The following is a 23,499-nucleotide window of genomic DNA, read 5'->3' as shown; positions in this document are numbered from 1 at the left end:
ATTATTTAAAGATAAGAAGGATCACTTCAGTCCTCCTGCGGCGGCCGACACATAGATTCAGGTCGAAGTGTTTAACCACGCAGAACCGAACTTTGTTTGGTTCATAAGACCATTATGGAGCACTTACAACGCGAAAAACCGATCTTAAGGTACTCATAAGACCATTATGAAGCACTTACAACGCGAAAAACCGATCTTAAGGTACTCATAAGACCATTATGGAGCACTTACAACGCGAAAAACCGATCTTAAGGTACTCATGTGACCATTATGGAGCACTTACAACGCGAAAAACCGATCTTAAGGTACTCATGTGACCATTATGGAGCACTTACAACGCGAAAAACCGATCTTTAGAGCCTCCTCGTCGGACTTCCAGTGACCTTCGTGGCTGATCAGGGCGTTTGCGCTTTTCTTGTCTTCTACATTTCCTCTAAGTTAGCTACGTTCACTGTCATTTCATCGTCTGGATTATCTCTTGTATATACCCGTGCTGTACTGCCCGCTTCATCGACTTGTTGGATCCAGACCGGATTACCGCGATAATGGACGGTGATTTCATTCGGTGATTCTAAGATTTGTTTTGCTCTGCCTGCATTCATGTTATCATTCCACACTCCTTTCAGGTAACTTATTCTAGTTTTGATTATTTTCACCATTTTATACGCCATGTAATCTTTGTGGTCGTTTGTCTCCTTATATTGTATGGTAAGATGGGAGTAAATCAGGTTTTCCAAAAGGCAGATGAAAAAGGATGCATGAACGATATTCTAGACAGATAAGATTTACTAAAATCGGTTCAGCAGGACAGGGAATGATCAGACGGAAACACGTGCTTTTAATCGGTGCCGGGGCCCTCGGGACAAGCTGTGCTGAAATGTTGGTCCGTGCAGGTATAGGCAAATTGACCATCATTGACCGGGATTATGTCGAGTGGAGTAATCTTCAGAGACAGCAATTATACACAGAAACGGATGCAGAAGATCAATTGCCGAAAGCAGTCGCAGCAAAAGCACGGCTTTCTGATCTTAATCGTGAAGTGAAGATTGATGCCCGAATAGAAGAGACGAACACGATGACGATTGAGGAACAAATACAGGATGCAGATCTGATCATAGATGCAACTGATAATTTTGAAACGCGCATGCTTATAAATGATGCGGCACAAAAGTGGAAAATCCCATGGATATACGGAGCCTGTACAGGAAGCCACGGATTGACCTATACGATTTTACCAGGAGATACACCATGTTTGGCCTGCTTACTAGGGAAGATTCCTTCAGGTAGTGAAACGTGTGACACTGTCGGCATCATTTCCCCGGCAGTACAGATGGTAACGGCTTATCAGGTAGCAGAGTCTTTCAAAATATTAGTAGAAGATTTCCAGGCGATCCGAAAACAGGTTATCTACTTTGATTTATGGAATAACCAGCATACCTCTTTGAAGGTTGATAATCTCAAAAATCCACAATGTGACAGCTGTTGCCCGGAAGCCGCCTTTCCATACCTCAATCACGAGTCGAGTACGAAAACCGCTGTTTTGTGCGGGAGAGATACTGTGCAAATAAGACCGATGCCGGGAATGGCTATCGATATGGATGCCCTTAAACAGAAGCTTTCCCAATTAACTTCAAACATTCGAAGCAATGATTACTTGCTGCAAGTAGAAATTGATGATACCCGAATGGTTGTTTTCAAAGATAACAGAGTCTTGATCCATGGTACAAAAGACATTAACAAAGCGAAAACATTATACAACCGATATATCACGGGATAGCCAAAACAAGAAGCGCTGAAAGGTGCTTTTTTTAATTTTGGGTTTTTATTAACGAATTCTCACCACTCCTGAGGGAAAGGGAGCCTGGCCCCACAGTGAACAGGCATCCGGGTCGACCTTCGGAAAAAGGCCATGTTGGGAAAATCATCTATTAAACTTTATGAATATTCAAGCTTTTTACCTCTCTATTTCCCAATACCACAACCCCCATCATTATGATATTGTTGAATTATTGATAGAAAATTCAAAAAATGACAGGAGGTGACATTACTGTTAATAGTTGTTGTTTATAATTTCAACTTAAAGTTTTTAACAACAACTATAAATTTGCCATCAATACATACACCCAGAATCCTTCATAAAAAGAGAAATGATGAAAAAACTAGGGAGAGATGGATTTTGAAACGATTATTTTCAGTATTGACAGCTGCTATTTTGATGGTCTCGATTTTCGCATCTGGTGTATTGGCGGGTGGGCAGAACGATAACCAATCAAATGAAAAGTTGAGAGTCTTGATTTCATCTACGAATGAAAACGCCCTGAAATCTGTAGAAAAAAACTACGGTAAGCGATGGGATTTCAATGAAAAAGGGTTTACGACGAATGTTACTGAAAAACAATATGAGGGACTTAAAAAGAACAAAAACCTAAAAGTCTCTCTTGTGAATAAAGTGTATTTGGATCAAGTAAGTCAAAAGGCTTCACGAACTACTACTCCTTCCGACCAAACTCCATGGGGAATGGAAGCGATGTATAACGACTCAAACCTGACTGCAACGAGTGGTGGAAACGGGGTCCGTGTAGCGGTATTGGATACTGGAACTTATACCGACCACGTCGATCTGGTTGAAAACGTCGAACAGTGTAAAGACTTCAGCTCTAACCGATCACCGGTAATAGATGGAAAATGTGATGATAAAAACGGTCATGGTACGCATGTGGCCGGTACGGTTTTAGCGAACGGAGGGGCTGATAGCCAAGGTGTCTATGGTGTTGCTCCAGAATCTAAGCTTTGGGCATACAAAGTGCTAGGAAACAGCGGATTTGGTTATTCCGATGATATTGCGAATGCAATCAAGCACGCGGCTGATCAAGGAAACAGTCTTGGTGTGAATGTAGTCATTTCAATGTCACTAGGTTCAAGCTCAAAGGATAGCCTCATTGCAGATGCAGTTACCTACGCTATGAATAATGGTGCGTTGGTCGTTGCTGCTGCTGGGAATGACGGACCAAACCCTGATACGATCGGTTACCCAGGTGGACTTGCAGATGCTGTAGCAGTTGCAGCCCTTGAAAATGTACAAGAAAACGGTACGTATCGCGTAGCTGATTTCTCTTCGCGTGGAAATCCTAATACAGATGGAGATTTTGTCATACAAGAAAGAGATGTTGAATTATCCGCACCTGGTCGTGCCATCGAATCGACTTGGAAAGATGGTGCATATAACACGATCAGTGGTACCTCAATGGCAACACCACATGTTTCTGGATTAGCGGCAAAGATCTGGGCTGAGAACCCTTCATTATCGAATGACGACCTAAGAAGTGAACTTCAAAACCGAGCAAAAGCGAATGATATTCTTGGCGGACAATATGCTGGAAGCGGAGATGACATCGCTTCTGGATTCGGTTTCCCGACAGTCCAATAATAAATAGTTTTAAATGTAGAAACTGGCCATAACTGGTCAGTTTCTTTTTTTTTGAACTATTTTTTAATTTTTGCGTCTTAAGTGTGTATAAGCGTCATGAAAAACAGGGGGGGAAATCAATGATTGAAGTCAAAGGACTCAGCCATCAATTTAAGATTGGAAAAAAAGGTAAAGAAACGATAATTCCTGTATTAGAAGGTATAAATTTAAAAGTGGACTATGGGGAAATTGTGACCGTTGTTGGGCGCAGCGGCTCAGGGAAATCGACATTGCTTAACTTGATCAGCGGTTACATCCAACCAACCGAAGGTGAAATCTTCATTGATGATCATAATGTGACGTCATTTAACGAAAGCAAGTGGGCCGATTTCCGTCTTCATAATCTAGGATTCATCTTTCAAAGCTTTCAGCTCATTCTCAGTATGACAGCCTTTGAGAATGTTGAACTGGCACTTACGTTAAAGGGAGTCCATGAAAAGGAAAGAAAAACGCAAACAGAAAAATTGTTCAAAAAGGTGGGCCTGGAAAAATTCATGGATCACTATCCTAGTGAATTATCAGGGGGCCAGCAGCAGCGTGTAAGCATTGCAAGAGCCTTAATTTTGAATCCGCCTATCATTCTTGCTGATGAGCCAACAGGGAGTTTAGACAGTGATACTGAAGATGAACTGCTAGATTTCATAAAGCAGCTTAATCATGAAATGGGTATTACCTTTTTAATCATCACTCATGATGAAAAGGTCGCGAAAATCGGAGATCGTATCATTGAAATTGTCGATGGGGCATTGGTTGAGGAGGAATATGCATCATGAGATTCAAAGATCAGTTTAAATTCGTACGTCAAAACATGAAAAAGAACAAGACTAGGATCTTTATGACGGTCCTTGCAACGGCCATGGGGTGTGCGTTCTTGATAGTCCTTGCATCAGTCGGCTTCGGTCTTCAAAAATCAATCGTTGAGGAGATTACACAAGATCGATTGATGACTGAGATACAAGTCCACGGAAAAGAAAACGAAGAGAACGCAGGAATCACCATGGATGATATTACCTATTTCGAGGGCCTGGACCATGTAAAAGCGGTGACGAGAAGACAAATGGTTGACCAGCAAGGTGAATTCCGTGTTGGAGAATTTCGAGCAGAAGGGAACGCTGTAGTCGTCGATTTTCCATCGGAAACGAAAGCTGGATTTGAGCTTTCAGAAGGTCGTTTACCTGAAGCGGATAACGAAGTCGTGATTGGTCATGATTTTGCTGAAAGTCTTGCAAAGTGGAACGGTAAAGAAACTGCTCCACTTAATGAAGATGGCACCGTAAAGGAAGAATTTAAATATAAAGGGAAATTAATTGGCGAAACACTTAACCTTGGCGTCAAACAATATGAAGGAGAAGAAGAAAAGTCCAAGACATTTGATGTCAAGATCGTCGGCATCGGAAAAAAACCGACCAAAGATTGGGAGTGGGACCCAAACATCTATATTTCCGAAAAGGTGTTGTCTGAAATTGAAGCGTTTACAGGCACACCAAACGGAACTGTCATCACTCCAAACTTACCAGCAGAGGAAAGAGATTTGATGGAACAGAGGAAGGATAGATTTTACAGCCAAGTATCCATTTACGCAGATGATGTCGAAAATGTCAAGACGATTTCAGAAACGATCAAGGATAAGAAGTATTTTGCCTATTCAGTCGTCGATGAAATGGAACAGATCAACACCGTGTTCTTGATTGTAAAGAGCGGGCTGATATTCATCGGAACGATTGCAATCATCATCGCTTCCATAGGTATTTATAATACAATGACCATGGCTGTCACTGAGAGGGCGCCGGATATTGGAATCATGAAAGCGATCGGGGCAAATCCTTCCACGATCAAGCGGATTTTCTTAATTGAAAGCAGTTATATCGGACTGCTTGGAGCCATTTTCGGGACGATTGTCGCTTATCTCATCACCTTAGGAGTCAATTGGCTGTTGCCGATCATTTTAAGTAATGCATTTGGTGAACCGATCCCAGGGGATTTCAAGTTTTCACATATCCCTTTAAGCTTGCCGTTGATCTGTATCGGCATCTGTTTAGTGGTGACCATCCTTTCTGGCCTAAGACCAGCTAGAAGAGCAACAAAAGTTGATGTGCTTAAGGCGATGCGAAGAGAAGTGTAAATTGAAAAAGGAACTGCTCACGTATGAGCAGTTCCCTCCTTATGATTATCTGCAATTTTTTAAGGTCTACCTACAGCAACCGGAAGTTATTTAAAACCGAAGTCTGAGGGTGTGTCGTTCAGGGATTTATGCCGTCTTTTCTACAACTCCGATTGTACATCTCGATAGACAGATCAAATCTTCGTTTTCATCGGTCACTTTAATTTCCCAGACCATTGTCGTTCGACCTTTATGGACAGGAAGTGCTGTACCGGTCACCATACCATCACGTTTGCTTTTAATGTGATTTGCATTGATTTCAATTCCGAAAACATTATATTTCTCTAAATCGACGTTCAATGCTCCACCGATACTGGCTGCCGTTTCTGCGAGAGCAACGGATGCGCCCCCATGCAAGAACCCCATCGGCTGCTTCGTCCGTTCATCGACGGGCATCGTCATTTTCACACAATCTTTATTTGCTTCGACAACTTCCATTCCTAGCGCATTTACAAGCGTTTTGGACAAGTCCATACAAGCACTCCCTCAAGTGGGACATCAAAGCCCCCCGTTTTAATATTGGATAAGATAGCTGACAATCAGACCGACAGTCAATGCAGAACCGAATACTGTGTTCGTTTGGGCAGTAGCAATCATCGCTGGCATCATTTTGGATGGTTCTCGTTGTCCTTTGAACAGTTTCACGGCATTGACAGCTTTTGGAATGCTGATGAGGACGATCAGCAGCCAAAAAGAAGCCTGTCCTATGAATATCATCGTAAGAATCCAAGCAAACGAAAAGGCGAACATCCCTCCAAGAAATTGAACCGCTCTTCTATGCCCAAGCAATATCGCCAATGTTTTACGTCCTCTTTCCTTATCTCCTTCTAAATCCCGAATATTGTTTGCCATCAGGATCGCACCGATTAAAATGGAAATCGGAATGGAAATGAGCATGCTATTTGTCGTCACAAAGCCAGTTTGAATATAAAATGAGATAAGGATGATCACAAATCCCATGAAAAACCCTGCAACTACTTCACCTAGTGGCGTATAGGCGATAGGATAGGGACCACCGGTATAAAAGTATCCAGCCGCCATGGAGACTGAACCGATGATGGCGATCCACCAGGAGGTCGTCGCGCTGATATAGATACCGAGCAATATAGCGAGCAGAAAGAAAGCAAGCCCGACATTCAGTACTGTTTTCGAGGATATACCATCACGTACTATGCCGCCGCCGATCCCTACAGAATCTGAAGTGTCGAGACCACGTTTAAAATCATAATACTCGTTGAATAGATTAGTAGCGGCCTGGATCAACATCGAAGCAACAAGCATGGCAATTAGCAACAACCAATTTAACGTTGTATAGAAATTAGCGAGAGCTGCACCGATGAATACAGGTATGAATGATGCTGTCAAAGTGTGAGGACGGAGCTGCCGATACCAGATTTTCCATTTGGATTCGATGATAGAAGATATTTCTTTTTGATTGGATGGGTCTGTAAAATATTGTTCCATAATGAATCTTTCACCTTTATTCTCAAGAATGCTTTAATGTGGCTGTTGGATGCCTTGTTAAAGCATTCTGACCGTATTTTAAACCATTTTAAGTGTATGCAATGAGAGTATAGGTGTCAACAACATTAGCTGGAAACAGTTGTGAATGACGCACAATGGAAAAACAAGCCTTTTTCCTTTATAATAGTATCGATATGAGAATGTCTTTTTTAGTGTAAGCATGTAAGAACTGAGCCTGTTTTCAGGTTATATATAGATATAGAACGTCGCAGGATGTTGGAGGGGATAGCAGTGGCAGTTGTTAAACAACATGAATTGCTTGTGAGATTAGAGTGTGCAAAGCAAAAAGCACAACTGACTCAAAAGGAAATTCTAGTCAGCCATAGGATTCAAGTTGATACGATTGACCCGCTCGTCGTTTTTAATAATGGGAGGTTTTTATATAATGGCCAACGTTCGTTTTGGTCGGATTCAAATAAATCAAGCTTTGTCGGTATCGGTGAAGCGTTTCGCTTTGATGTGGATGGAGAGGATCGTTTTTCGGAAATCAAAAGTCAATGGAAAGCGATTATCGACGATCAGCTTGAGGATTATGATGCAACATATATTTATGGTACAGGCCCCTTGCTTTTAGGTGGTTTTTCATTTGATACGAAAAAGGATAAGACGCCATTATGGACGAATTATTCGGACGCCAGCTTTGTTTTACCTGTTCATTTGTATTCAAAAATCCGTGACAAAGCGTATTTGACGACAAATTTGTTCGTAAGACCTGATTCGGATATCCATCTGCTTTTTGAAAAAGGAATTCGGGAAAGTGCAGGACTATTGAAGAAGGCTCCGTTAAATACAGCTGAGAAACGTTCTTTTTCGCTGACTGAAATCGACCCTGACCAATGGAAGGATATTGTGGTTAAAACGACTTCGATGATCAATAAAGGGCTACTGGATAAAGTTGTTTTAGCAAGGGAAGTCATTGCACAAGCAGATTCGAAAATCTCAGCATTCGAAACACTAGTCAATCTAAGAAATCAGCAGCCGAACAGCTTCATTTTCGCTTTTGAGCGGGGGCATAAGTGTTTTGTTGGAGCTTCACCTGAACGCCTGGTACGAAAACAGAATGATCGGCTGTTATCGACTTGTTTAGCAGGGTCGATCAAGAGAGGCGTCTATTATGAGGAGGATGAGCGCCTAGGCAGACTTCTCCTTGCAGACGAAAAAAATCGCGAAGAACATGATTACGTGGTACAGATGATCCGTGGTGCTTTGGAAGAAGTGGCGGGTTCAGTTGATGTTCCCGACCAACCTTCACTATATAAAGGCCGGGATATCCAACATCTTTATACACCTGTGGAAGTTAAAGAAGCGACGGAAGTTCCTCTTCTGGATGTTGTCGAGCGCCTTCATCCGACTCCAGCTTTAGGAGGGTTGCCACAGCTCCGTTCCGTAGAAATTATAAGAGAGTACGAAAAGATCGATCGAGGATGGTATTCTGCTCCTATCGGCTGGATCGACCATTTTGATCAAGGCGAGTTCGCTGTTGCGATCCGTTCGGGCCTGATTTCTGATAATTACGCATCTTTATTCGCAGGATGCGGGATTGTCGGAGATTCTGATCCTGAAAGTGAGTATGAAGAAACACTGATCAAACTGAAGCCGATGCTCTCCGCACTAGGAGGATCAATTGCATGACTCTAGATCCGTTGACAGCTTATGTTGGAGCTTTTGTAGATGAGTTGAGTAGAACAAAGGTACAGGATGTGGTCATAAGCCCGGGATCCCGTTCTACTCCGCTGGCACTTATGTTTGCACAGCACCCTGACATTAAAGTTTGGTTGAGTGTTGATGAACGCTCAGCGGCTTTTTTTGCCCTTGGGATCGCAAAGGCGGAAGAGAAGCCCGTCGCGCTTGTTTGCACGTCTGGGACGGCTGCTGCAAACTACTATCCTGCTATTATAGAAGCGTATGAATCACGTGTGCCGCTATTGGTTTTGACCGCAGATCGTCCGCATGAACTGAGAGATGTCGGAGCACCTCAAGCGATCGATCAGATCGGGATGTATGGAAAATACGTAAAATGGTTTCATGACATGGCACTCCCAGAAAATGATCCTGTATTGCTTAAGTATGCCCGGACCAATGCTTCCCGTTCTATTTCCATCGCTATGAATGCAAAACGCGGGCCAGTACACTTGAATTTTCCTTTCCGTGAACCTCTCCTCCCAAGTTACCAATTGGAGAATGCTTTTGAAGCAGGGCGGAAGGATGATTCCTATCTGTCGTTTATGGCGGGTGAACGAGACCTGAGGGAAGCTGAATATCAGATTTTGATCGATGAATTGGAGAAGTATGAAAAAGGTCTCGTCGTTTGTGGACCGGGCCAATATGACGATGCCGTGTCCGCAATAAAAGAACTGGGAGAAAAACTCGGGTTCCCTGTTTTGGCAGATCCGTTGTCTCCGTTACGGAGTGGCCATCATTCCAAAGAAAATATCATTGAGAATTATGATGCTTTCTTAAAGAGTGAAGTCGTGAGGGAATGGAAGCCAGATGTCATCATTCGATTTGGAGCGATGCCTGTTTCGAAAGCCTATTTGCAGTATGTTCAAAAACATAAGGACTGCACATACTGGACCATTGATGAAGGGGAAGGTTGGCGTGACCCGACGCATTCAGGAGGCAGGATGATTTATGCAGATCCAGGTATCTTTTCACGTCAACTGTCCTCAAGAATCGATGGGCGCAGCGGTACAAGATGGTTTGGAAAATGGCGGGAGGTAAATGAGATTGCTGTCCTGGAACAGGGATCATTTTTACGAACGGATGAACTGTTTGAAGGGAAGATTTTTGCACAGCTTAAACGTCTTTTACCTGATGAGACTGCCCTGTTTGTTGGAAACAGCATGCCAATCAGGGATTTTGACAGCTTTTTCGGTAAAACAGATAAAGAGATCATGGGACTGGCTAATCGAGGGGCAAACGGGATTGATGGGGTCATCTCAACGGCTTTCGGTGTCGCAGCTACAGGACGAAGAACGGTGCTTGTCATTGGAGACCTTTCGTTTTACCATGATATGAACGGTTTACTTGCCGCCAAGCTTCATGAACTCAATATGACGATCATACTGGTCAATAATAGTGGGGGAGGGATCTTTTCCTTCTTGCCACAAGCGGATTATCCAGACCATTTCGAGAACCTGTTTGGGACACCGATCGGTATTTCCTTCCGTGAAGCGACGACTACATATGGCGGGAACTACCACCTTGTTGGAACATGGGAAGCATTTGATGAAGCATGTAATGAAAGTTTTGATTCAGGTGGTCTGGATGTTATCGAGATTAAGACTGATCGTGAACAAAATGTGCAGCTCCATAAGGAATATTGGGAGAATGTGAATGATGCAATCAAAAAGTGGGCGGATGACAATGTTCATTGAGGTGAACGGAATTCATTATCATGTGGAAAAGTATGGGGAGGGCAAGCCTTTGCTCCTCCTTCATGGTTTTACCGGTTCTGGAGCTGATTGGGGTCCATTTAAACGAGATTGGTCGGACGACTTCCAACTCATCATGGTCGATTTGATTGGACACGGGAAAACGGAACATCCTGAAGAGGCAGAAAAATATACGAGGGAGCAAACGGCGGAATCTATAGCTTATATACTTGCAGAGTTGAAGATTGAAAGCGCCTACGTTTTAGGGTATTCTCTAGGTGGAAGGGTAGCACTGTCTTTCGGTATGATGTATCCGGAGCTTGTAAAACATCTGTTGTTGGAAAGCAGTTCACCGGGATTACGGACTTCGGAGGAAAGGGCAGACCGGAAGGAAAGCGATGAAAGACTTGCAGACCGGATTCAAAGGGAAGGCATAGAATCTTTCGTTGAATTCTGGGAATCGATTCCGTTATTCCACTCCCAGCAAAACTTCTTATCTGAGGAAACTCGGAAGGCTTTACATGAAAAAAGGCTCGACAATTCAGCGATCGGATTGGCGAACTGTTTGCGTGGGATGGGAACAGGGGTACAGCCGTCCTGGTGGGACAAGTTAGCTACATTTAAAATCCCAACTACACTTATCGTCGGGGCGCTTGATCATAAGTTCTGCAAGATAGCGGAAGACATGTTGCAGAAGCTTCCGAATGGCAAAATAGTGGTGGTAGAAGAAGCGGGCCATACCGTACACCTTGAGAAGCCGTCACAATTTGCTAAAATAGTAGTGGATGAACTACATAATGGAAAGGATGTCTAGAATGGCAGCAGTAGAATGGGTAGCTGAAAGAAAATACGATGACATTATCTATGAAACATACAATGGGATTGCAAAAATTACGATCAATCGGCCAGAAGTACACAATTCATTCCGGCCGAAAACGGTCCATGAATTGATCGATGCTTTCGCTTATGCACGTGATGATGCGAATATCGGTGTCATCGTCCTTGCAGGTGCGGGAGACAAAGCATTCTGTGCAGGAGGGGACCAGAAAGTACGCGGGCATGGTGGATACGTTGGCGATGATCAGATCCCACGATTGAATGTCCTTGATCTACAACGCTTGATCCGTGTCATTCCAAAGCCTGTAGTAGCAATGGTTTCAGGTTACGCAATCGGCGGTGGACATGTCCTTCATGTGGTGTGTGATTTGACGATCGCTGCAGACAACGCGATCTTTGGACAAACCGGACCGAAAGTAGGAAGCTTTGACGCTGGATATGGAGCAGGTTATCTTGCGCGTATCGTCGGTCATAAGAAGGCGCGTGAAATCTGGTACCTGTGTCGTCAGTATAATGCTGAAGAAGCGAAAGAGATGGGACTTGTCAATACGGTCGTACCTCTTGAAAAATTGGAAGAAGAAACGATCCAATGGTGTGAAGAAATGCTTGAGAAATCTCCAACAGCGCTTCGTTTCTTGAAAGCTTCATTCAATGCAGATACAGATGGACTTGCTGGTTTGCAGCAATTGGGTGGAGACGCTACATTACTCTATTACACGACTGATGAGGCGAAAGAAGGACGCGATTCGTTTAAAGAAAAGCGAAAGCCAGACTTTAAACAATTCCCTCGATTCCCATAAGAATATGCAATTGGAGGATGCTGTTGGACCAGCATCCTCTTTTTAAAAAGATGAGAAGGTATTTTGTTGCGATGAAGAAATCTCTAGCTCTAACGCCCAACCACTTTGGATCACTTCAGTCCTCCTGCGGCAGCGATATACATTTAGGGTCGAAGAGTTTACCCACGCAGAACCGGACTTTGTTTGGTTCAAGCCTCCTCGTCGGTCTTCCAATGATTCGTGATAAACCAGGGCGTTTGCGCTTTTCTTGATGTCTAGCTCCAACGCCCAACCACTTGGATCACTTCAGACCTCCTGCGGCGGCGACAGCCTCCTCGTCAACTTACAGTGACCTTCGTGGTTAACCAGGGCGTTTGCGCTTTTCTTATAGTATAGAGTTTTATTATGGAGTGAGTGGTACATATGGCAGAACTTGAAATGAAAAATTGGCTTAGTCAACGTGCCTTTTTAACCCCTGATCGGACAGCTCTTGTTTTTGAGAATCGGGATTGGACATATCGAGAGCTGAACGAGTCAGTTGAAAGCATAGCTCGAAAACTATTGAAGAGAGGGTTGGAGAAGGGCCAACACATAGGTTTCCTTATGGACAACCATCCAGATACAATCATTCTGCTTCATGCATTTCATCTGATACATGTTGTTGCCGTCCCTTTAAATAAACGGTTATCGGAGTCTGAATTGGACTATCAGTTGCACGATGCTGAAGTTGATTGGTTGATTGTAGATGTTGCTCATCTGGAGAAAGCACAAAGATTACGGTTTGGGAAAATCGTTACGATGATGGAGATAAAGGAGGTAAACGAGACGAATACCGAATTGGATAAGGTCATCTATTTGGGAAATCTCCATTCGATCATTTTCACTTCTGGGACAACAGGGTATCCGAAAGGTGTCATGTTGACGTTTGGCAACCATTGGTGGAGTGCTACAGGGTCTGCCCTCAATCTTGGTATCCGCAATGACGACTGTTGGTTATGCGCAGTTCCGCTTTTTCATGTCAGCGGTCTTTCAATTGTAATGCGGAGTGTCATATACGGTATTCCGATGGTCTTGCACCGAACCTTTGAGCCGGTTGCTTTCAATGAGTCCATCTATAAGGAAGGAGTCACGATCGCTTCTGTCGTAAGCGTCATGTTGAGTAAAGCGCTGGATTCGGATAACTTTCGGCCATATCCAGGCGGATTCCGTTGTATGCTTTTAGGAGGAGGACCTGCTCCTTTCCCACTGTTAAAAAGGTGTGAAGTCAATAATATTCCGGTTTTTCAAACGTACGGGTTATCAGAGTCAGCTTCACAGATAGTTACATTGGCGCCTGAAGACAGTTTTCGCAAACTTGGGTCAGCTGGTAAACCGCTATTTCCATCCCAGGTTAAGATTGTATCTGGTGAGGGTGATGGAACAAGCCTTGAGGGCGAGATTTTTGTGAAGGGACCGAACGTCACACAAGGCTATTTTAACAAGCATGACATTAATGCAGAAAAAATCCAGGACGGCTGGCTCGCTACCGGGGATGTTGGTTATCTTGATGATGATGGCTTCCTTTATGTTCTCGATCGCCGGAATGATATGTTCATATCTGGTGGTGAAAATGTATATCCTGCAGAAATCGAGGCATGTCTGCTTGGTCATGAGACGGTTGCAGAAGCAGGTGTGATCGGGATCGATGACGCTGTCTGGGGGAAGGTTCCAGCTGCTTTTGTTGTTTTGAAAGATCCGGATGTTTCTGAGGAAGCCTTGATCCAATACTGTAAAGAACATCTTGCCAGCTACAAAGTCCCGAAGATTGTCCGATTCATAAAGGTTTTGCCAAGGAACGCTTCCAATAAGATTTTACGGAAGGACTTGCACAGTTTGCTTGAAGAAGGCGATGAAAATGCGGATTGAACAAGTGAAAATCCATAAAATAGAGATGCCCTTGAAGCAACCGTTCGTGACAGCAGTCAGTACTGTTTTAAAGCGGTCACTATTGATTACGGAGATAGAATTTTCTGAAGGTATAACCGGCTGGGGAGAATGTTCAGCATTCGACATGCCGTGGTACACAGAGGAAACCACCGCTACAAGCCTTTATATGATAAAGGATTTTCTCATCCCAGACCTTTTAGAACTGAAAGAGATCAGTCATCCGGATGACTTGACAGCTATGTTTGACCGTTACAGAGGTCACCATATGGCGAAGGCCTCTCTTGAGACCGCGTTTTGGGATGCTTTTGCAAAATCTCTACGAAAACCTTTGGCTGATGTTTTGGGTGGCAGAAGACGTGAAATTGAGGTCGGAATCGCCATAGGGATGCAAAGGGAAATGGATGCACTCCTTTTTAAAGTAGATGAAGCGTTGAAGCTAGGGTATAAGAGGATCAAATTGAAGGTGAAGCCAGGTGAAGATGTTAGAGTCATGGCTGCTGTCCGATTACGATTTCCTGATGCGCCGTTGATGGCGGATGCAAATTCGAGTTATGGATTGGCCGATATCGAACGCTTAAAGGAGTTGGATCAGTTCGGATTGATGATGATCGAGCAGCCTCTAGGTGCAAGAGATTTTGTTGAACATGCAGAGCTGCAGAAGTCTCTTTCAACGCCAATCTGCCTGGATGAAAGCATTACATCATTTGAGGATGCGAAGACCGCAATCGCTCTCGGTAGTTGCAAAATCATTGCGATCAAGTACAGTCGAGTAGGCGGGTTGTCTCAAGCCCTGAAAATCCATGATTATTGTAAAAAACATCAGATGAAAGTTTGGGCAGGCGGGATGGTCGAATCGGGGATCGGAAAGGCACATAACATCGCCTTAACGACGCTTGATGGATTTGACATTCCGGGTGATATCACCGAATCCTCCAGGTATTGGGATAAAGACATCATCCGCCCCGAAATCGAACTTACCGGTGGAAAAGTCATCATTCCAGACAAGCCAGGGATCGGGTATGAAGTGAACCGTGCACAACTGGAAAGATACACGATTGAAACCTTCAAAATCACATGAAACCATCATAAAGGAAAAAAAGGAGCTGACCAAAGCTCCTTTTTTGATAACTTTTCAGGGTGTACCAGGCACCGATCGGGAACCTAGTTGTAGCAAGGTTTCTCAAACTGTACCAGGCACCGGTCAGGAACCTAGTTGTAGCAAGGTTTCTTAAACTGTACCAGGCACCGATTAAGAATCCAGTCATAGCAAGGCTTCTAAAACGGTGCCTGGTACACTAAAACGATACATTAAAACAAACTACTTGATTTCACCGCATGCGATGCGACCGCCTGCATTCCCTGCTGGGTCTGTCTTGTAGTCGTCCGCTCTTTCGTGGATCACAAGAGCACTGCCGTCTTTATCAAGAAGGGTGTTCGGTTTTCCTTTTTGAAGCGTAACGTTCTTCGAAACGACGCTAACAGATACGGTACCGTCTTTACGTACGTTGATGTTCGGCAAATCCCCTGCATGGAACCCTTTTGGATTTTCAAAGCCATGCTCTTTTCCCGTCGGGTTGTAATGTTCTCCTGCACTTTCAAAATCGGGGGCTACACATTTACCTATCTCATGAATGTGGAATGCATGCGGTCCTGGGGGCAATTTGGCCGCTTTCAATTTAATGGTCACACCTTCATTGGATTCAGCTAGTTGTGCTTGTCCAATTTTTTCCTTTTCCGAGTTATAAATATCAACCATTTTGAAAAGTCGTGAATCCTCGCTTTTGACCTTGGAGCTGTTCACTTCCACTGTTTCTGATTGTATTGCATTATATTCTTTTCCATTCTCCTGTACTCCGCAAGCAGTCAAACTTGCCACTGCTAAAAAGGATGCGAAGCTAGATAACAAGATCTTTTTCATTTTGTCACACTCCTCATGCATAACTTGGTCTACTCTATTTTTTCCAAAAACAAGGATAAATATGTAAAAATCATCTGAATTACCTATTTCCCTCGAAAATGTAAGTTATATTGCCGATAAATGATATAGAAAGAGAGAATCTGATCGTAAAAATGAGTAGAAGAGGTATAGGGGATCTGACATTATGTTTAATCGAATGAAAGAGGAGCATTTACGAGCAATTTTCAATGGTTTTTTAGAAATGGTATTTTTGATGGCTGTTGAAGATGGGCCGAAATTCAGATACGTAACAGCAAATGATTCTGCGATTAAGTATTCAGGTGTTGACGAGGGTTCATTCGGTAAACTGATGGATGAGGTTTTGCCGAAGGAGGTTTATGAAAAACTTAAAGAGCCATATGATGTGGCTTACAGGACGAAAGAGCCTTTATATTATGAACTGGCCACGGAAATCAACAGCACCATGATGGTAGGGGAAACCATTTTGACACCGATCCTGGATAAAACCGGTGAGTGCATTTATATTCTTGCAGCTGTGCGTGATGTCACCCAAAAAAAGAAAATCAAAGCAGAACTTAAATCCAGCAAGGAAAGGTATAAATATTTATACGAGAATACACCAGCGATGTATTTTACATTGAATCAAGCAGGAATGGTTGTTTCGTTCAACGTAACTGGGGCATCGAAGCTGGGTTATTGTAACCACCAACTTGTCGGGCAACCCTTTTCAAACTTTATCGATTCTCGTGATAAAGTCAATTTCCAAGCCCATATCCAGGATTTATTACAAGGAAAACAAACGGCGACAGGGATTGAAGTAAGGTTGTTGCATAAAGAAGGCAGTTCATTCTGGGTCGATCAACGGATGAATGTCATGTCACCAAGGCCAGGAGAAGCCGAAATCGTATGTGTCAGTTATGAAATCCAGGAACAAAAAGAGGCAGAGGCACAGTTGTTGGGACAAAAACGTATTTTTGAATTGATCGCTACTGACATCATGTTGGAGGAGATACTGGAAGTCACCGCTAAGACCGTTGAAAATCATATTGATGATGTGTTATGTACCATACACCTATATTCGCGTGAAAAAGAGGTGCTCCATCTAGTTTCGGCTCCAACGATTGATGAGCGTTATAAAATGCAGCTTTCTGAGCTCATGTTAGGGGAAAATGCCAGTGGTTGTGGCAGAGCAGCCAGTAGGAAAAAACCGGTCATTGTGGATGATATTGATAAGGATCCATTGGGTTTACAACTTAACCACTTATCTGAGCATAGAATACGGGCTTATTGGGTGATGCCGATCCTCTCAAGCAAGAACATCCTCCTTGGGATCATGACATTCTACAGCTTAAATAATAGAATTCCCTCAGAACGGGATGAACGACTCATCAAAATGTATTCAGATCTTGCCGTTCTGGCCATTGAGCAAAAAAATACCAAACAGGCTTTGAAAGAAAGCGAGGCCAGGTTGAGGCTCATGACAGAAAATATGTCTGACCTCATTGTCATGCTCGATCGAAAGGGTGAGGTAATATACATTTCTCCTTCTTATAAAAATATTTTCGGTAGAGAACCTCTGCTGGGGAATTCTTTCTTAACCTACATACATGAAGAAGATCGCAAATTGGTTATGCAAAAATTTGAAACTCTCTTTAAGACGAAGAAAAGGCAGGATGTTGAATGTCGTTACTTTCATGGTGATGGGGAATCCATCGTCCTTGAGGCAAGGGCAATGCCTGTACTGACTGAGAATAAAGAGGTTAAGCAGGTCGTTGTAGTAGCTCGGGACATCACAGAACGAAAAAAGACAGATGAAACAATCAAGCATATGGCTTATCATGATGCCCTAACGAACCTTCCAAATCGAAGAAAATTTCAACAGGATTTGGGAAAGTTCATTGAAAAGAGTAATGGTAACGACATTGCTGGGGTTTTATTTTTGGATATGGATCGTTTCAAAATCATCAATGATTCTTTAGGTCATGCATTTGGTGATCGGGTTCTTCTACTAGTCGGGGAAAAGCTTAAAAGTTTAATTGACAGAGATGGGTCCGTCTATCGGATGAGCGGGGACGAATTTACGATTTTGATGCCGAAAGTAAATCGTATCTCAGATCTCTGCCTATTAGCAAAAAGGATTTCCAAGCTGTTCGAAGAGCCTATTATCCTTGAGGGACACGAATTCAGAATATCCCTTAGCATCGGAGTTTCAATCTATCCTGACGATGGAGAGGATGTAGAGACTTTACTAGTCCATTCGGATATGGCAATGTATCGGGCGAAAGAACAAGGTAGGAACTCATACGAATTTTATAATCCGTCTATGAATGAGAACAACTATGAACGTCTTGTACTCGAAAACGATTTGCATAAAGCGGTTGAAAATGATGAGCTTCTATTACATTACCAGCCTCGTATTGATGTGAAAACAGCAGAAATCATCGGGGTGGAAGCGTTGGTTCGCTGGAATCATCCTCAATGGGGGCTCATTTCTCCAGCTGAGTTCATTCCTTTGGCTGAAGAGACAGGCTTAATTGTACAGATCGATAATTGGGTGTTGGAAGCAGCTTGTAAGCAAAATAAACGATGGCAGGAAAAAGGCTTCAGGCCGATCCGTATGGCGGTCAATTTTTCTGCAAAACAGTTTCTTCAACGAGATTTGACTGTTTCAATCCGCAATGTACTGACTAAATACGGTTTGGATGGGCGCTTCCTTGAAATCGAAATTACAGAAAGTACATTGATGAAGTATGAAGAGAGCATCATAAAAAGCCTTGAAGAGTTAGAAAGGATGGGGGTCAGAATAGCGATCGATGACTTTGGAACAGGCTATTCCTCTCTGAACTATCTGAAAAAGTTCCATGTCCACTCGCTGAAAATCGACCAATCCTTCATCATGGGAATTGAAAAAAATTCTGATGAAGCAGCGATTGCGAGAGCGGTGATCACCCTTGGACATAGTATGAAAATGTTTGTTATAGCTGAAGGAGTTGAAACTGAAGAACAATTCGCATTCTTAAGAAGCCAAAACTGTAATGAAGTTCAAGGATTTCATTTTTACCGCCCTATGGCAAGCAATTTAATAGAGGAACTGCTGCAAGAGAAACAGGGCACGCTTTAGATAAATCGAGGAGACAGTCATCCGGTTCTATCACACCTGTCTTATCAATAAACTTAGTAAAAAGGATAAGAAAGGGGCAGAGCAGGATGACTTATTTTTTGCTTTCTTTTATGGCGTTCTCACTTGGTACGGTAGGGGTTTGTGGTCTTTTACAACGTTTTATAAAGATTGACACGACTGATTATGACATCTATCATTTATGGGAAGAGTATGGACATACGAAAGAAGACTATCACATATTTTGAAAGCTCTGTTAAAAACAAATTTTTTCCGACAACAACCTTCATTCTATTTCGAGACCTTTCAGTAAGTTAACAGGGTAATTTTATACAGGAAATTGAGGAATTTCACGTGCAAGGGAAAATATTCAAAAACTTACTCTGGTTAACCCTGGTGATCGGTATTATCATTGCTATCAATTATATAGATGATCTTATTTCGCCACCGGTTGTCCAAGACAGAAATGCGATACAGATTGTAGCAATTGGCGACTCACTGACTTATGGCAGCGGCGATCCAAAGAAAGTCGGCTATATAGGACGAGTCTACCAACAAATGACAAACAGTTTCGGAAGCCAAGTTGTTTTACATCGGTATGGCGTAAGAGGATATCGGACGGATCAGATCATGATCCACATTCAAAATATCGAAATAAAACAGAAGATCAACCAAGCAAACTATATTTTCTTGTTCATAGGAACGAATGACTTCATTCAAGCAGCAAGACGGGATCTTAATTCCATCAATGCTGAGGAAATGGAGAGGAAGCGCCCTCTTTTTGAAGAAAATCTGGCCAAGCTTATCACACAGATCCGCACAGATAATCAATATGCTCCCTTAATTCTAATTGGGATGTATGATCCATATACGGACCTTGTCAACCATGACCAGCTGAATGAAATTTTGAGGGAGTGGAATCTCGTGACGAAGGGGATGGTCGACCAATATCCGAATATTCATTACATTTCAACCATCGATCTATTCCTTGATAAAGAGAAAACCCGCTACTTCAATGATATTATCCATCCAAACCCAAAAGGATACGAGCTTATTGCGAAGCGAGTGATGGATGAGATGAAGCGTAAAGGTTTGATCAATTAGGCATAGGTAGTCCCGCATACTCATGCAAATTGTAAAAACAGCCAGAATCCGCTTTAATGAATGGATCCGGCTGTTTTGTCACTAAAATAAAATTTATTAAATACTTCGATATTCGCAACACTCCTGCGGCGGTTCGACAAATTGAAATACTACTTAAGAAGTTACCCACGTAGAACCAAACTGTGTTTGGTTCGGGCCTCCTCGTCGGAGTTCCAGAGATCTTCGTGGCTGAACAGGAGGGCGATTCCGCTTTCTTGCTCCCGCGAAAGGGAATGAATTTCTTAATAATTACGAGCATAACAAAAGATGATCTGGTTTGGATCATCTTAGATTAATGGGTATTCTTTACTTCATCGGCATGTCAGAATTAAGCTTACCGTTCATGTCGATCATAAAGCCGATGTCACGTCCAAGTAACTGAGATAGTTCCTTGGATTTCTTTTCACTTTCTGACTTGATCTGCTCTATAGTCAGTTCTCCCTTAAGCTTTGAAGAACCTACGATAATCATTAACTCTCCCTTTTCAAAAAAGACAATCCTCATTTTCCAACCTCCAAAATTAGAACTTTTTTCTAACTATAGTTTTCGCCGCCCTGCTGCGAAGATAGGGGGTATTTTTATCGTCTTTTCAAGAGAAAATTTACGTTTTTTTGTAAAAGTTTGTCATGCTTCTCCGGAAAAAATGATATGATGAAGCTAACAGAAAAACAGGAGGCTTTACTTGTGGAAAACGTTACCGACCTCATATTGCTTGTCACTTCATTGTTCATAGCCAAGCTAAAAACACTCGTTATGGCAATCTGGGCTTTCATTGAGTTCTTCTCGGGAAATTTTTGGGTGCAATTTGTGCTTGTAACGGTCCTATTATATGTTGTCCTGCGTGTATCCGAAAAGGTTTACTTCTGGTATATGTGTCATAATTACATGCATCGCAAGGTCCAAAATAGTCTTACTAGCTTTGCGGATTTTGAATTGTTTTTTAAAGAATTGACCGATAGAAAACGTTCCAATGGGATCGTTCCAGATTTGAAATATATCAAGAATCGACTCCACCAGTATAATGACAAAGAATTGAAGCTTCTTTCATCGTTTATACATACACTCCATCGAGGCTACCGTGATTTAAGACCAAGCGTCTGGGTGGCTGCCTTCCTATTCGGGATTGCAGCAGCTTATATTCTCGATGTGATTGATTTTGAATCATTGACATGGAATTTTGAAGTGGTCTTGAAAACAACTACCATCATCGCATTTTGGTATTTGATTTCACTATACCGATATACGAACCGAAAGAAAAAAGTGGCACAACTGATTGGACTAATTGCAACCAGCAGTAAGGAAAAAGTACATCAATCAGAAGATGAACTTCAGGTGAAGGAACTGAATCCATCGCATTAACAAAAGTAATCTGCTCCATATATCGGATTCCAAGCGGAACCTCAAACAATTTACAAGACTAAGAGCTTGAATCCAAGCTCTTTTTTGAAGGATAAGAAAGGATTCCTGTAGGAAAGCAAAATGAGATTTGTACAAAAAAGTCCCCTTGGTATGATAAGTGGTGCCCTGAGCTGATCAGCACTAAAGGCCCCTTAAAGACCAAGGAGGACATCATGAATTATAACCAAAACTTAAAAGCTTGGTTACCCCTATTTTAATAGGAACTTTAAGATCTTAGATATTAAAATGCTAGGTTGATCTTCCTGCACCAAATGACCCGCATGGGGTATAGATACAAATTCTGATGACTTTATTTTTCCATGTAACTTATGGCCCGTTTTAATAGGTATCCACGTGTCCTCTTCTCCCCACATAATTAATACAGGCTTATTTATTGTACTGTACATAGGTTCTATTTCATCAGTATATTTTTGGTGTGCTTGTGCAATTTGACGATAAAAGGCTTCTTGTCCCGAAGAACCTAACCAAGGTTGCTTAATACCATTCAATGTCTCAGTATCCATGTCCTTGTACATTGCACCTTGGACATAGGTTGAAACGATTGCTTCATGAATATATTCAGGTATACCTTGAAAGGCTGCTTCAAATTTATTAACATGTGAAAAGAACGGAGAACCCCATGGTGATATTGCAACGGGATCAATAAGTATTATTTTCTCAAAGGCTTGTTCTTCCACTAGATGTGTTCTTAAAACAGTTGTTCCGCCAAAGTCATGTCCAATAACAAATGGATTATTTAGACACCAGAAATCAAGTAATTCTTTAAGAACTTTATTTTGGATTCCTAAAGAGACATCTCTATCCCCCTTCTCAGAATCACCATACCCAATCAAATCATAATAATATACAGTAAACCACTGGCTAAGCCCAGGAATTATATGTCTCCAATTAAACGAAGACCAGGGTGTACCATGTACGAGTACCAAGGGAGCCCCATTACCTTTTACGTCATAACTTACTTTTCCATATGTGGACGAGAAGCTTTTTGTTAAGGAATGAATGGTCATTAATTTTCTCCTTTATAAATGAGGATTTTGCATGTCAGAAACAAGATTTAAGGTACTCATAAAGGGGTTATGAAGCCCTCAAAATACCAAAAACAAGATTTAAGGTACTCATAAAGGTGTTCAAAACTTATCTGAATTAAAGGCTATTTTTCCTTTATGAGACATACGGATTACCACGGATTGAAAATCTCCAGGGCAGATTGACGTGCTCTTCCGCATAATCGATGTTGACCCTGGGCCCAACTGTAATGTCCGATTCTTTGATGTTTTCATAAGGGCGGAGCTGAATTTCCGATTGATTGATCGGGAGACCGTAATGGCCCATATTCAACCCTAGTGCTCGACAAAGCTTACCTGGACCATTGGTAAGGTTCTTATGGTGTGTTTTCGTATATTTCGGTTTCTCGCCATACCGATTTAGGAGCATTTGATCGATACCGCTGGTAGGTTCTAAGGCACGTACTAAGACCGCTTCAGGTTTTCCAATCGGACCACTCACTACATTGAAACAGTGATGCATTCCATAAATTAAGAACATATAGACATGGCCTGGTTCACCGTACATCACTTCTGTCCGGGTGGTCCTTCTGCCACCGAATGAGTGTGCGGCTTTATCTTCTGGTCCCTTGTAAGCTTCGACTTCTACGATTTTCCCTGCTATTTCACCGTATTCTGTATCATGTACGAGTTCCATACCAAGAAGATTGTTCGCCAATTCTAATGTTTCCTTGTTAAATAGCTGCTTTATGTTATTCAACTTGATTACCACTCTTTCGTAAACCTTATTAAATTTCAGGTTGACACATTTTATCTCTTCTTCCATAATA

21 protein-coding genes are annotated in these 23,499 nt (G+C 42.4%); 14 read left to right on the top strand and 7 right to left on the bottom strand.

Features of this window, described 5'->3' with window-relative positions:
- Positions 1–422 precede the first annotated feature (422 nt).
- Positions 423–602, bottom strand: coding sequence for an H-type small acid-soluble spore protein (locus tag L1611_RS04040; protein ID WP_236311808.1), 180 nt, complete (start codon positions 600–602; stop codon positions 423–425).
- Positions 603–754: 152 nt separating this feature from the next.
- Here L1611_RS04040 and L1611_RS04035 point away from each other — a divergent pair, with 152 nt between their 5' ends.
- From L1611_RS04035 to L1611_RS04020, 4 genes are all read left to right on the top strand, one after another.
- Positions 755–1,777: a MoeB/ThiF family adenylyltransferase gene (locus tag L1611_RS04035; RefSeq protein ID WP_236311807.1), complete on the top strand. Its 1,023-nt coding sequence runs from the start codon at positions 755–757 to the stop codon at positions 1,775–1,777.
- A gap of 438 nt (positions 1,778–2,215) precedes the next feature.
- Entirely contained in the window at positions 2,216–3,427 is a 1,212-nt protein-coding gene (locus L1611_RS04030; RefSeq protein ID WP_407681703.1) for a S8 family peptidase, read from the top strand.
- A gap of 119 nt (positions 3,428–3,546) precedes the next feature.
- Complete coding sequence (locus tag L1611_RS04025) at positions 3,547–4,239, top strand: ABC transporter ATP-binding protein (RefSeq protein WP_236311805.1); 693 nt, start codon at positions 3,547–3,549, stop codon at positions 4,237–4,239.
- Positions 4,236–5,588, top strand: a complete 1,353-nt coding sequence (locus tag L1611_RS04020; RefSeq protein ID WP_236311804.1) for an ABC transporter permease — start codon at positions 4,236–4,238, stop codon at positions 5,586–5,588. Before L1611_RS04025 ends, L1611_RS04020 begins: the two co-directional genes overlap by 4 nt.
- A gap of 126 nt (positions 5,589–5,714) precedes the next feature.
- Here L1611_RS04020 and L1611_RS04015 read toward each other — a convergent pair whose 3' ends face one another.
- Positions 5,715–6,101, bottom strand: coding sequence for a hotdog fold thioesterase (locus L1611_RS04015; RefSeq protein WP_236311803.1), 387 nt, complete (start codon positions 6,099–6,101; stop codon positions 5,715–5,717).
- A gap of 39 nt (positions 6,102–6,140) precedes the next feature.
- The gene (locus tag L1611_RS04010) at positions 6,141–7,091 is read right to left on the bottom strand and encodes a 1,4-dihydroxy-2-naphthoate polyprenyltransferase (protein ID WP_236311802.1); all 951 of its coding nucleotides are present in this window, start codon (positions 7,089–7,091) and stop codon (positions 6,141–6,143) included.
- A 291-nt stretch (positions 7,092–7,382) separates the two neighbouring features.
- Between L1611_RS04010 and L1611_RS04005 the strand changes: the two genes are divergently transcribed.
- The 6 genes from L1611_RS04005 to menC all read left to right on the top strand — a co-directional run bounded on the left by L1611_RS04005 (position 7,383) and on the right by menC (position 15,145).
- A complete protein-coding gene (locus L1611_RS04005) occupies positions 7,383–8,783 on the top strand; it encodes an isochorismate synthase (RefSeq protein WP_236311801.1) in 1,401 nt (466 codons plus the stop codon).
- Positions 8,780–10,528 carry a 2-succinyl-5-enolpyruvyl-6-hydroxy-3-cyclohexene-1-carboxylic-acid synthase gene (menD, locus tag L1611_RS04000; RefSeq protein WP_236311800.1) on the top strand — a complete coding sequence of 583 codons (1,749 nt, stop codon included), beginning with the start codon at positions 8,780–8,782 and terminating at the stop codon, positions 10,526–10,528. Before L1611_RS04005 ends, menD begins: the two co-directional genes overlap by 4 nt.
- A complete protein-coding gene (menH, locus tag L1611_RS03995; RefSeq protein WP_407681702.1) occupies positions 10,518–11,339 on the top strand; it encodes a 2-succinyl-6-hydroxy-2,4-cyclohexadiene-1-carboxylate synthase in 822 nt (273 codons plus the stop codon). The genes menD and menH overlap by 11 nt, the downstream gene beginning before the upstream one ends.
- 1 nt (position 11,340) lies before the next feature.
- Positions 11,341–12,162, top strand: coding sequence for a 1,4-dihydroxy-2-naphthoyl-CoA synthase (menB, locus tag L1611_RS03990; protein ID WP_236311798.1), 822 nt, complete (start codon positions 11,341–11,343; stop codon positions 12,160–12,162).
- A gap of 402 nt (positions 12,163–12,564) precedes the next feature.
- A complete protein-coding gene (locus tag L1611_RS03985) occupies positions 12,565–14,046 on the top strand; it encodes an o-succinylbenzoate--CoA ligase (protein ID WP_236311797.1) in 1,482 nt (493 codons plus the stop codon).
- Positions 14,036–15,145, top strand: coding sequence for an o-succinylbenzoate synthase (gene menC, locus L1611_RS03980; protein ID WP_322972508.1), 1,110 nt, complete (start codon positions 14,036–14,038; stop codon positions 15,143–15,145). Before L1611_RS03985 ends, menC begins: the two co-directional genes overlap by 11 nt.
- 240 nt (positions 15,146–15,385) lie before the next feature.
- On the opposite strand, the gene L1611_RS03975 is transcribed toward menC, so the two are convergent.
- On the bottom strand, positions 15,386–15,985 hold the full coding sequence (locus L1611_RS03975) for a superoxide dismutase family protein (RefSeq protein WP_236311795.1): 600 nt from the start codon (positions 15,983–15,985) through the stop codon (positions 15,386–15,388).
- Positions 15,986–16,169: 184 nt separating this feature from the next.
- On the opposite strand from L1611_RS03975, the gene L1611_RS03970 reads away from it, so the two are divergent.
- From L1611_RS03970 to L1611_RS03960, 3 genes are all read left to right on the top strand, one after another.
- Positions 16,170–19,106 carry a bifunctional diguanylate cyclase/phosphodiesterase gene (locus tag L1611_RS03970; RefSeq protein WP_236311794.1) on the top strand — a complete coding sequence of 979 codons (2,937 nt, stop codon included), beginning with the start codon at positions 16,170–16,172 and terminating at the stop codon, positions 19,104–19,106.
- Positions 19,107–19,192: 86 nt separating this feature from the next.
- Positions 19,193–19,351, top strand: a complete 159-nt coding sequence (locus tag L1611_RS03965) for a hypothetical protein (protein WP_225064336.1) — start codon at positions 19,193–19,195, stop codon at positions 19,349–19,351.
- 106 nt (positions 19,352–19,457) lie between these two features.
- Positions 19,458–20,207: a GDSL-type esterase/lipase family protein gene (locus L1611_RS03960; RefSeq protein ID WP_236311793.1), complete on the top strand. Its 750-nt coding sequence runs from the start codon at positions 19,458–19,460 to the stop codon at positions 20,205–20,207.
- A gap of 345 nt (positions 20,208–20,552) precedes the next feature.
- Here L1611_RS03960 and L1611_RS03955 read toward each other — a convergent pair whose 3' ends face one another.
- Positions 20,553–20,750 (bottom strand): hypothetical protein, encoded by a 198-nt coding sequence (locus L1611_RS03955; RefSeq protein ID WP_236311792.1) that lies wholly within the window; start codon positions 20,748–20,750, stop codon positions 20,553–20,555.
- Positions 20,751–20,930: 180 nt separating this feature from the next.
- Here L1611_RS03955 and L1611_RS03950 point away from each other — a divergent pair, with 180 nt between their 5' ends.
- Complete coding sequence (locus L1611_RS03950; RefSeq protein ID WP_236311791.1) at positions 20,931–21,605, top strand: hypothetical protein; 675 nt, start codon at positions 20,931–20,933, stop codon at positions 21,603–21,605.
- Positions 21,606–21,853: 248 nt separating this feature from the next.
- On the opposite strand, the gene L1611_RS03945 is transcribed toward L1611_RS03950, so the two are convergent.
- Entirely contained in the window at positions 21,854–22,672 is an 819-nt protein-coding gene (locus L1611_RS03945) for an alpha/beta fold hydrolase (RefSeq protein ID WP_236311790.1), read from the bottom strand.
- 154 nt (positions 22,673–22,826) lie between these two features.
- On the bottom strand, positions 22,827–23,429 hold the full coding sequence (locus L1611_RS03940) for a DNA-3-methyladenine glycosylase (RefSeq protein WP_236311789.1): 603 nt from the start codon (positions 23,427–23,429) through the stop codon (positions 22,827–22,829).
- Between the last annotated feature and the right edge of the window lie 70 nt (positions 23,430–23,499).

Origin of the sequence: Pseudalkalibacillus salsuginis (assembly GCF_021646685.1) — a bacterium.
Taxonomy (GTDB): Bacteria; Bacillota; Bacilli; order Bacillales; family Fictibacillaceae; genus Pseudalkalibacillus; species Pseudalkalibacillus salsuginis.
Note: the sequence above shows the minus strand (reverse complement) of the source record. Positions and strands in the feature narration are given on the sequence as shown.

Coding starts and splice junctions, on each gene's coding strand:
- L1611_RS04040 (WP_236311808.1), bottom strand. CDS start 602: ATGAATGCAGGCAGAGCAAAACAAATCTTAGAATCACCGAATGAAATC.
- L1611_RS04035 (WP_236311807.1), top strand. CDS start 755: ATGCATGAACGATATTCTAGACAGATAAGATTTACTAAAATCGGTTCA.
- L1611_RS04030 (WP_407681703.1), top strand. CDS start 2,216: ATGGTCTCGATTTTCGCATCTGGTGTATTGGCGGGTGGGCAGAACGAT.
- L1611_RS04025 (WP_236311805.1), top strand. CDS start 3,547: ATGATTGAAGTCAAAGGACTCAGCCATCAATTTAAGATTGGAAAAAAA.
- L1611_RS04020 (WP_236311804.1), top strand. CDS start 4,236: ATGAGATTCAAAGATCAGTTTAAATTCGTACGTCAAAACATGAAAAAG.
- L1611_RS04015 (WP_236311803.1), bottom strand. CDS start 6,101: ATGGACTTGTCCAAAACGCTTGTAAATGCGCTAGGAATGGAAGTTGTC.
- L1611_RS04010 (WP_236311802.1), bottom strand. CDS start 7,091: ATGGAACAATATTTTACAGACCCATCCAATCAAAAAGAAATATCTTCT.
- menD (WP_236311800.1), top strand. CDS start 8,780: ATGACTCTAGATCCGTTGACAGCTTATGTTGGAGCTTTTGTAGATGAG.
- menH (WP_407681702.1), top strand. CDS start 10,518: ATGTTCATTGAGGTGAACGGAATTCATTATCATGTGGAAAAGTATGGG.
- menB (WP_236311798.1), top strand. CDS start 11,341: ATGGCAGCAGTAGAATGGGTAGCTGAAAGAAAATACGATGACATTATC.
- L1611_RS03985 (WP_236311797.1), top strand. CDS start 12,565: ATGGCAGAACTTGAAATGAAAAATTGGCTTAGTCAACGTGCCTTTTTA.
- menC (WP_322972508.1), top strand. CDS start 14,036: ATGCGGATTGAACAAGTGAAAATCCATAAAATAGAGATGCCCTTGAAG.
- L1611_RS03975 (WP_236311795.1), bottom strand. CDS start 15,985: ATGAAAAAGATCTTGTTATCTAGCTTCGCATCCTTTTTAGCAGTGGCA.
- L1611_RS03970 (WP_236311794.1), top strand. CDS start 16,170: ATGTTTAATCGAATGAAAGAGGAGCATTTACGAGCAATTTTCAATGGT.
- L1611_RS03965 (WP_225064336.1), top strand. CDS start 19,193: ATGACTTATTTTTTGCTTTCTTTTATGGCGTTCTCACTTGGTACGGTA.
- L1611_RS03955 (WP_236311792.1), bottom strand. CDS start 20,750: ATGAGGATTGTCTTTTTTGAAAAGGGAGAGTTAATGATTATCGTAGGT.
- L1611_RS03945 (WP_236311790.1), bottom strand. CDS start 22,672: ATGACCATTCATTCCTTAACAAAAAGCTTCTCGTCCACATATGGAAAA.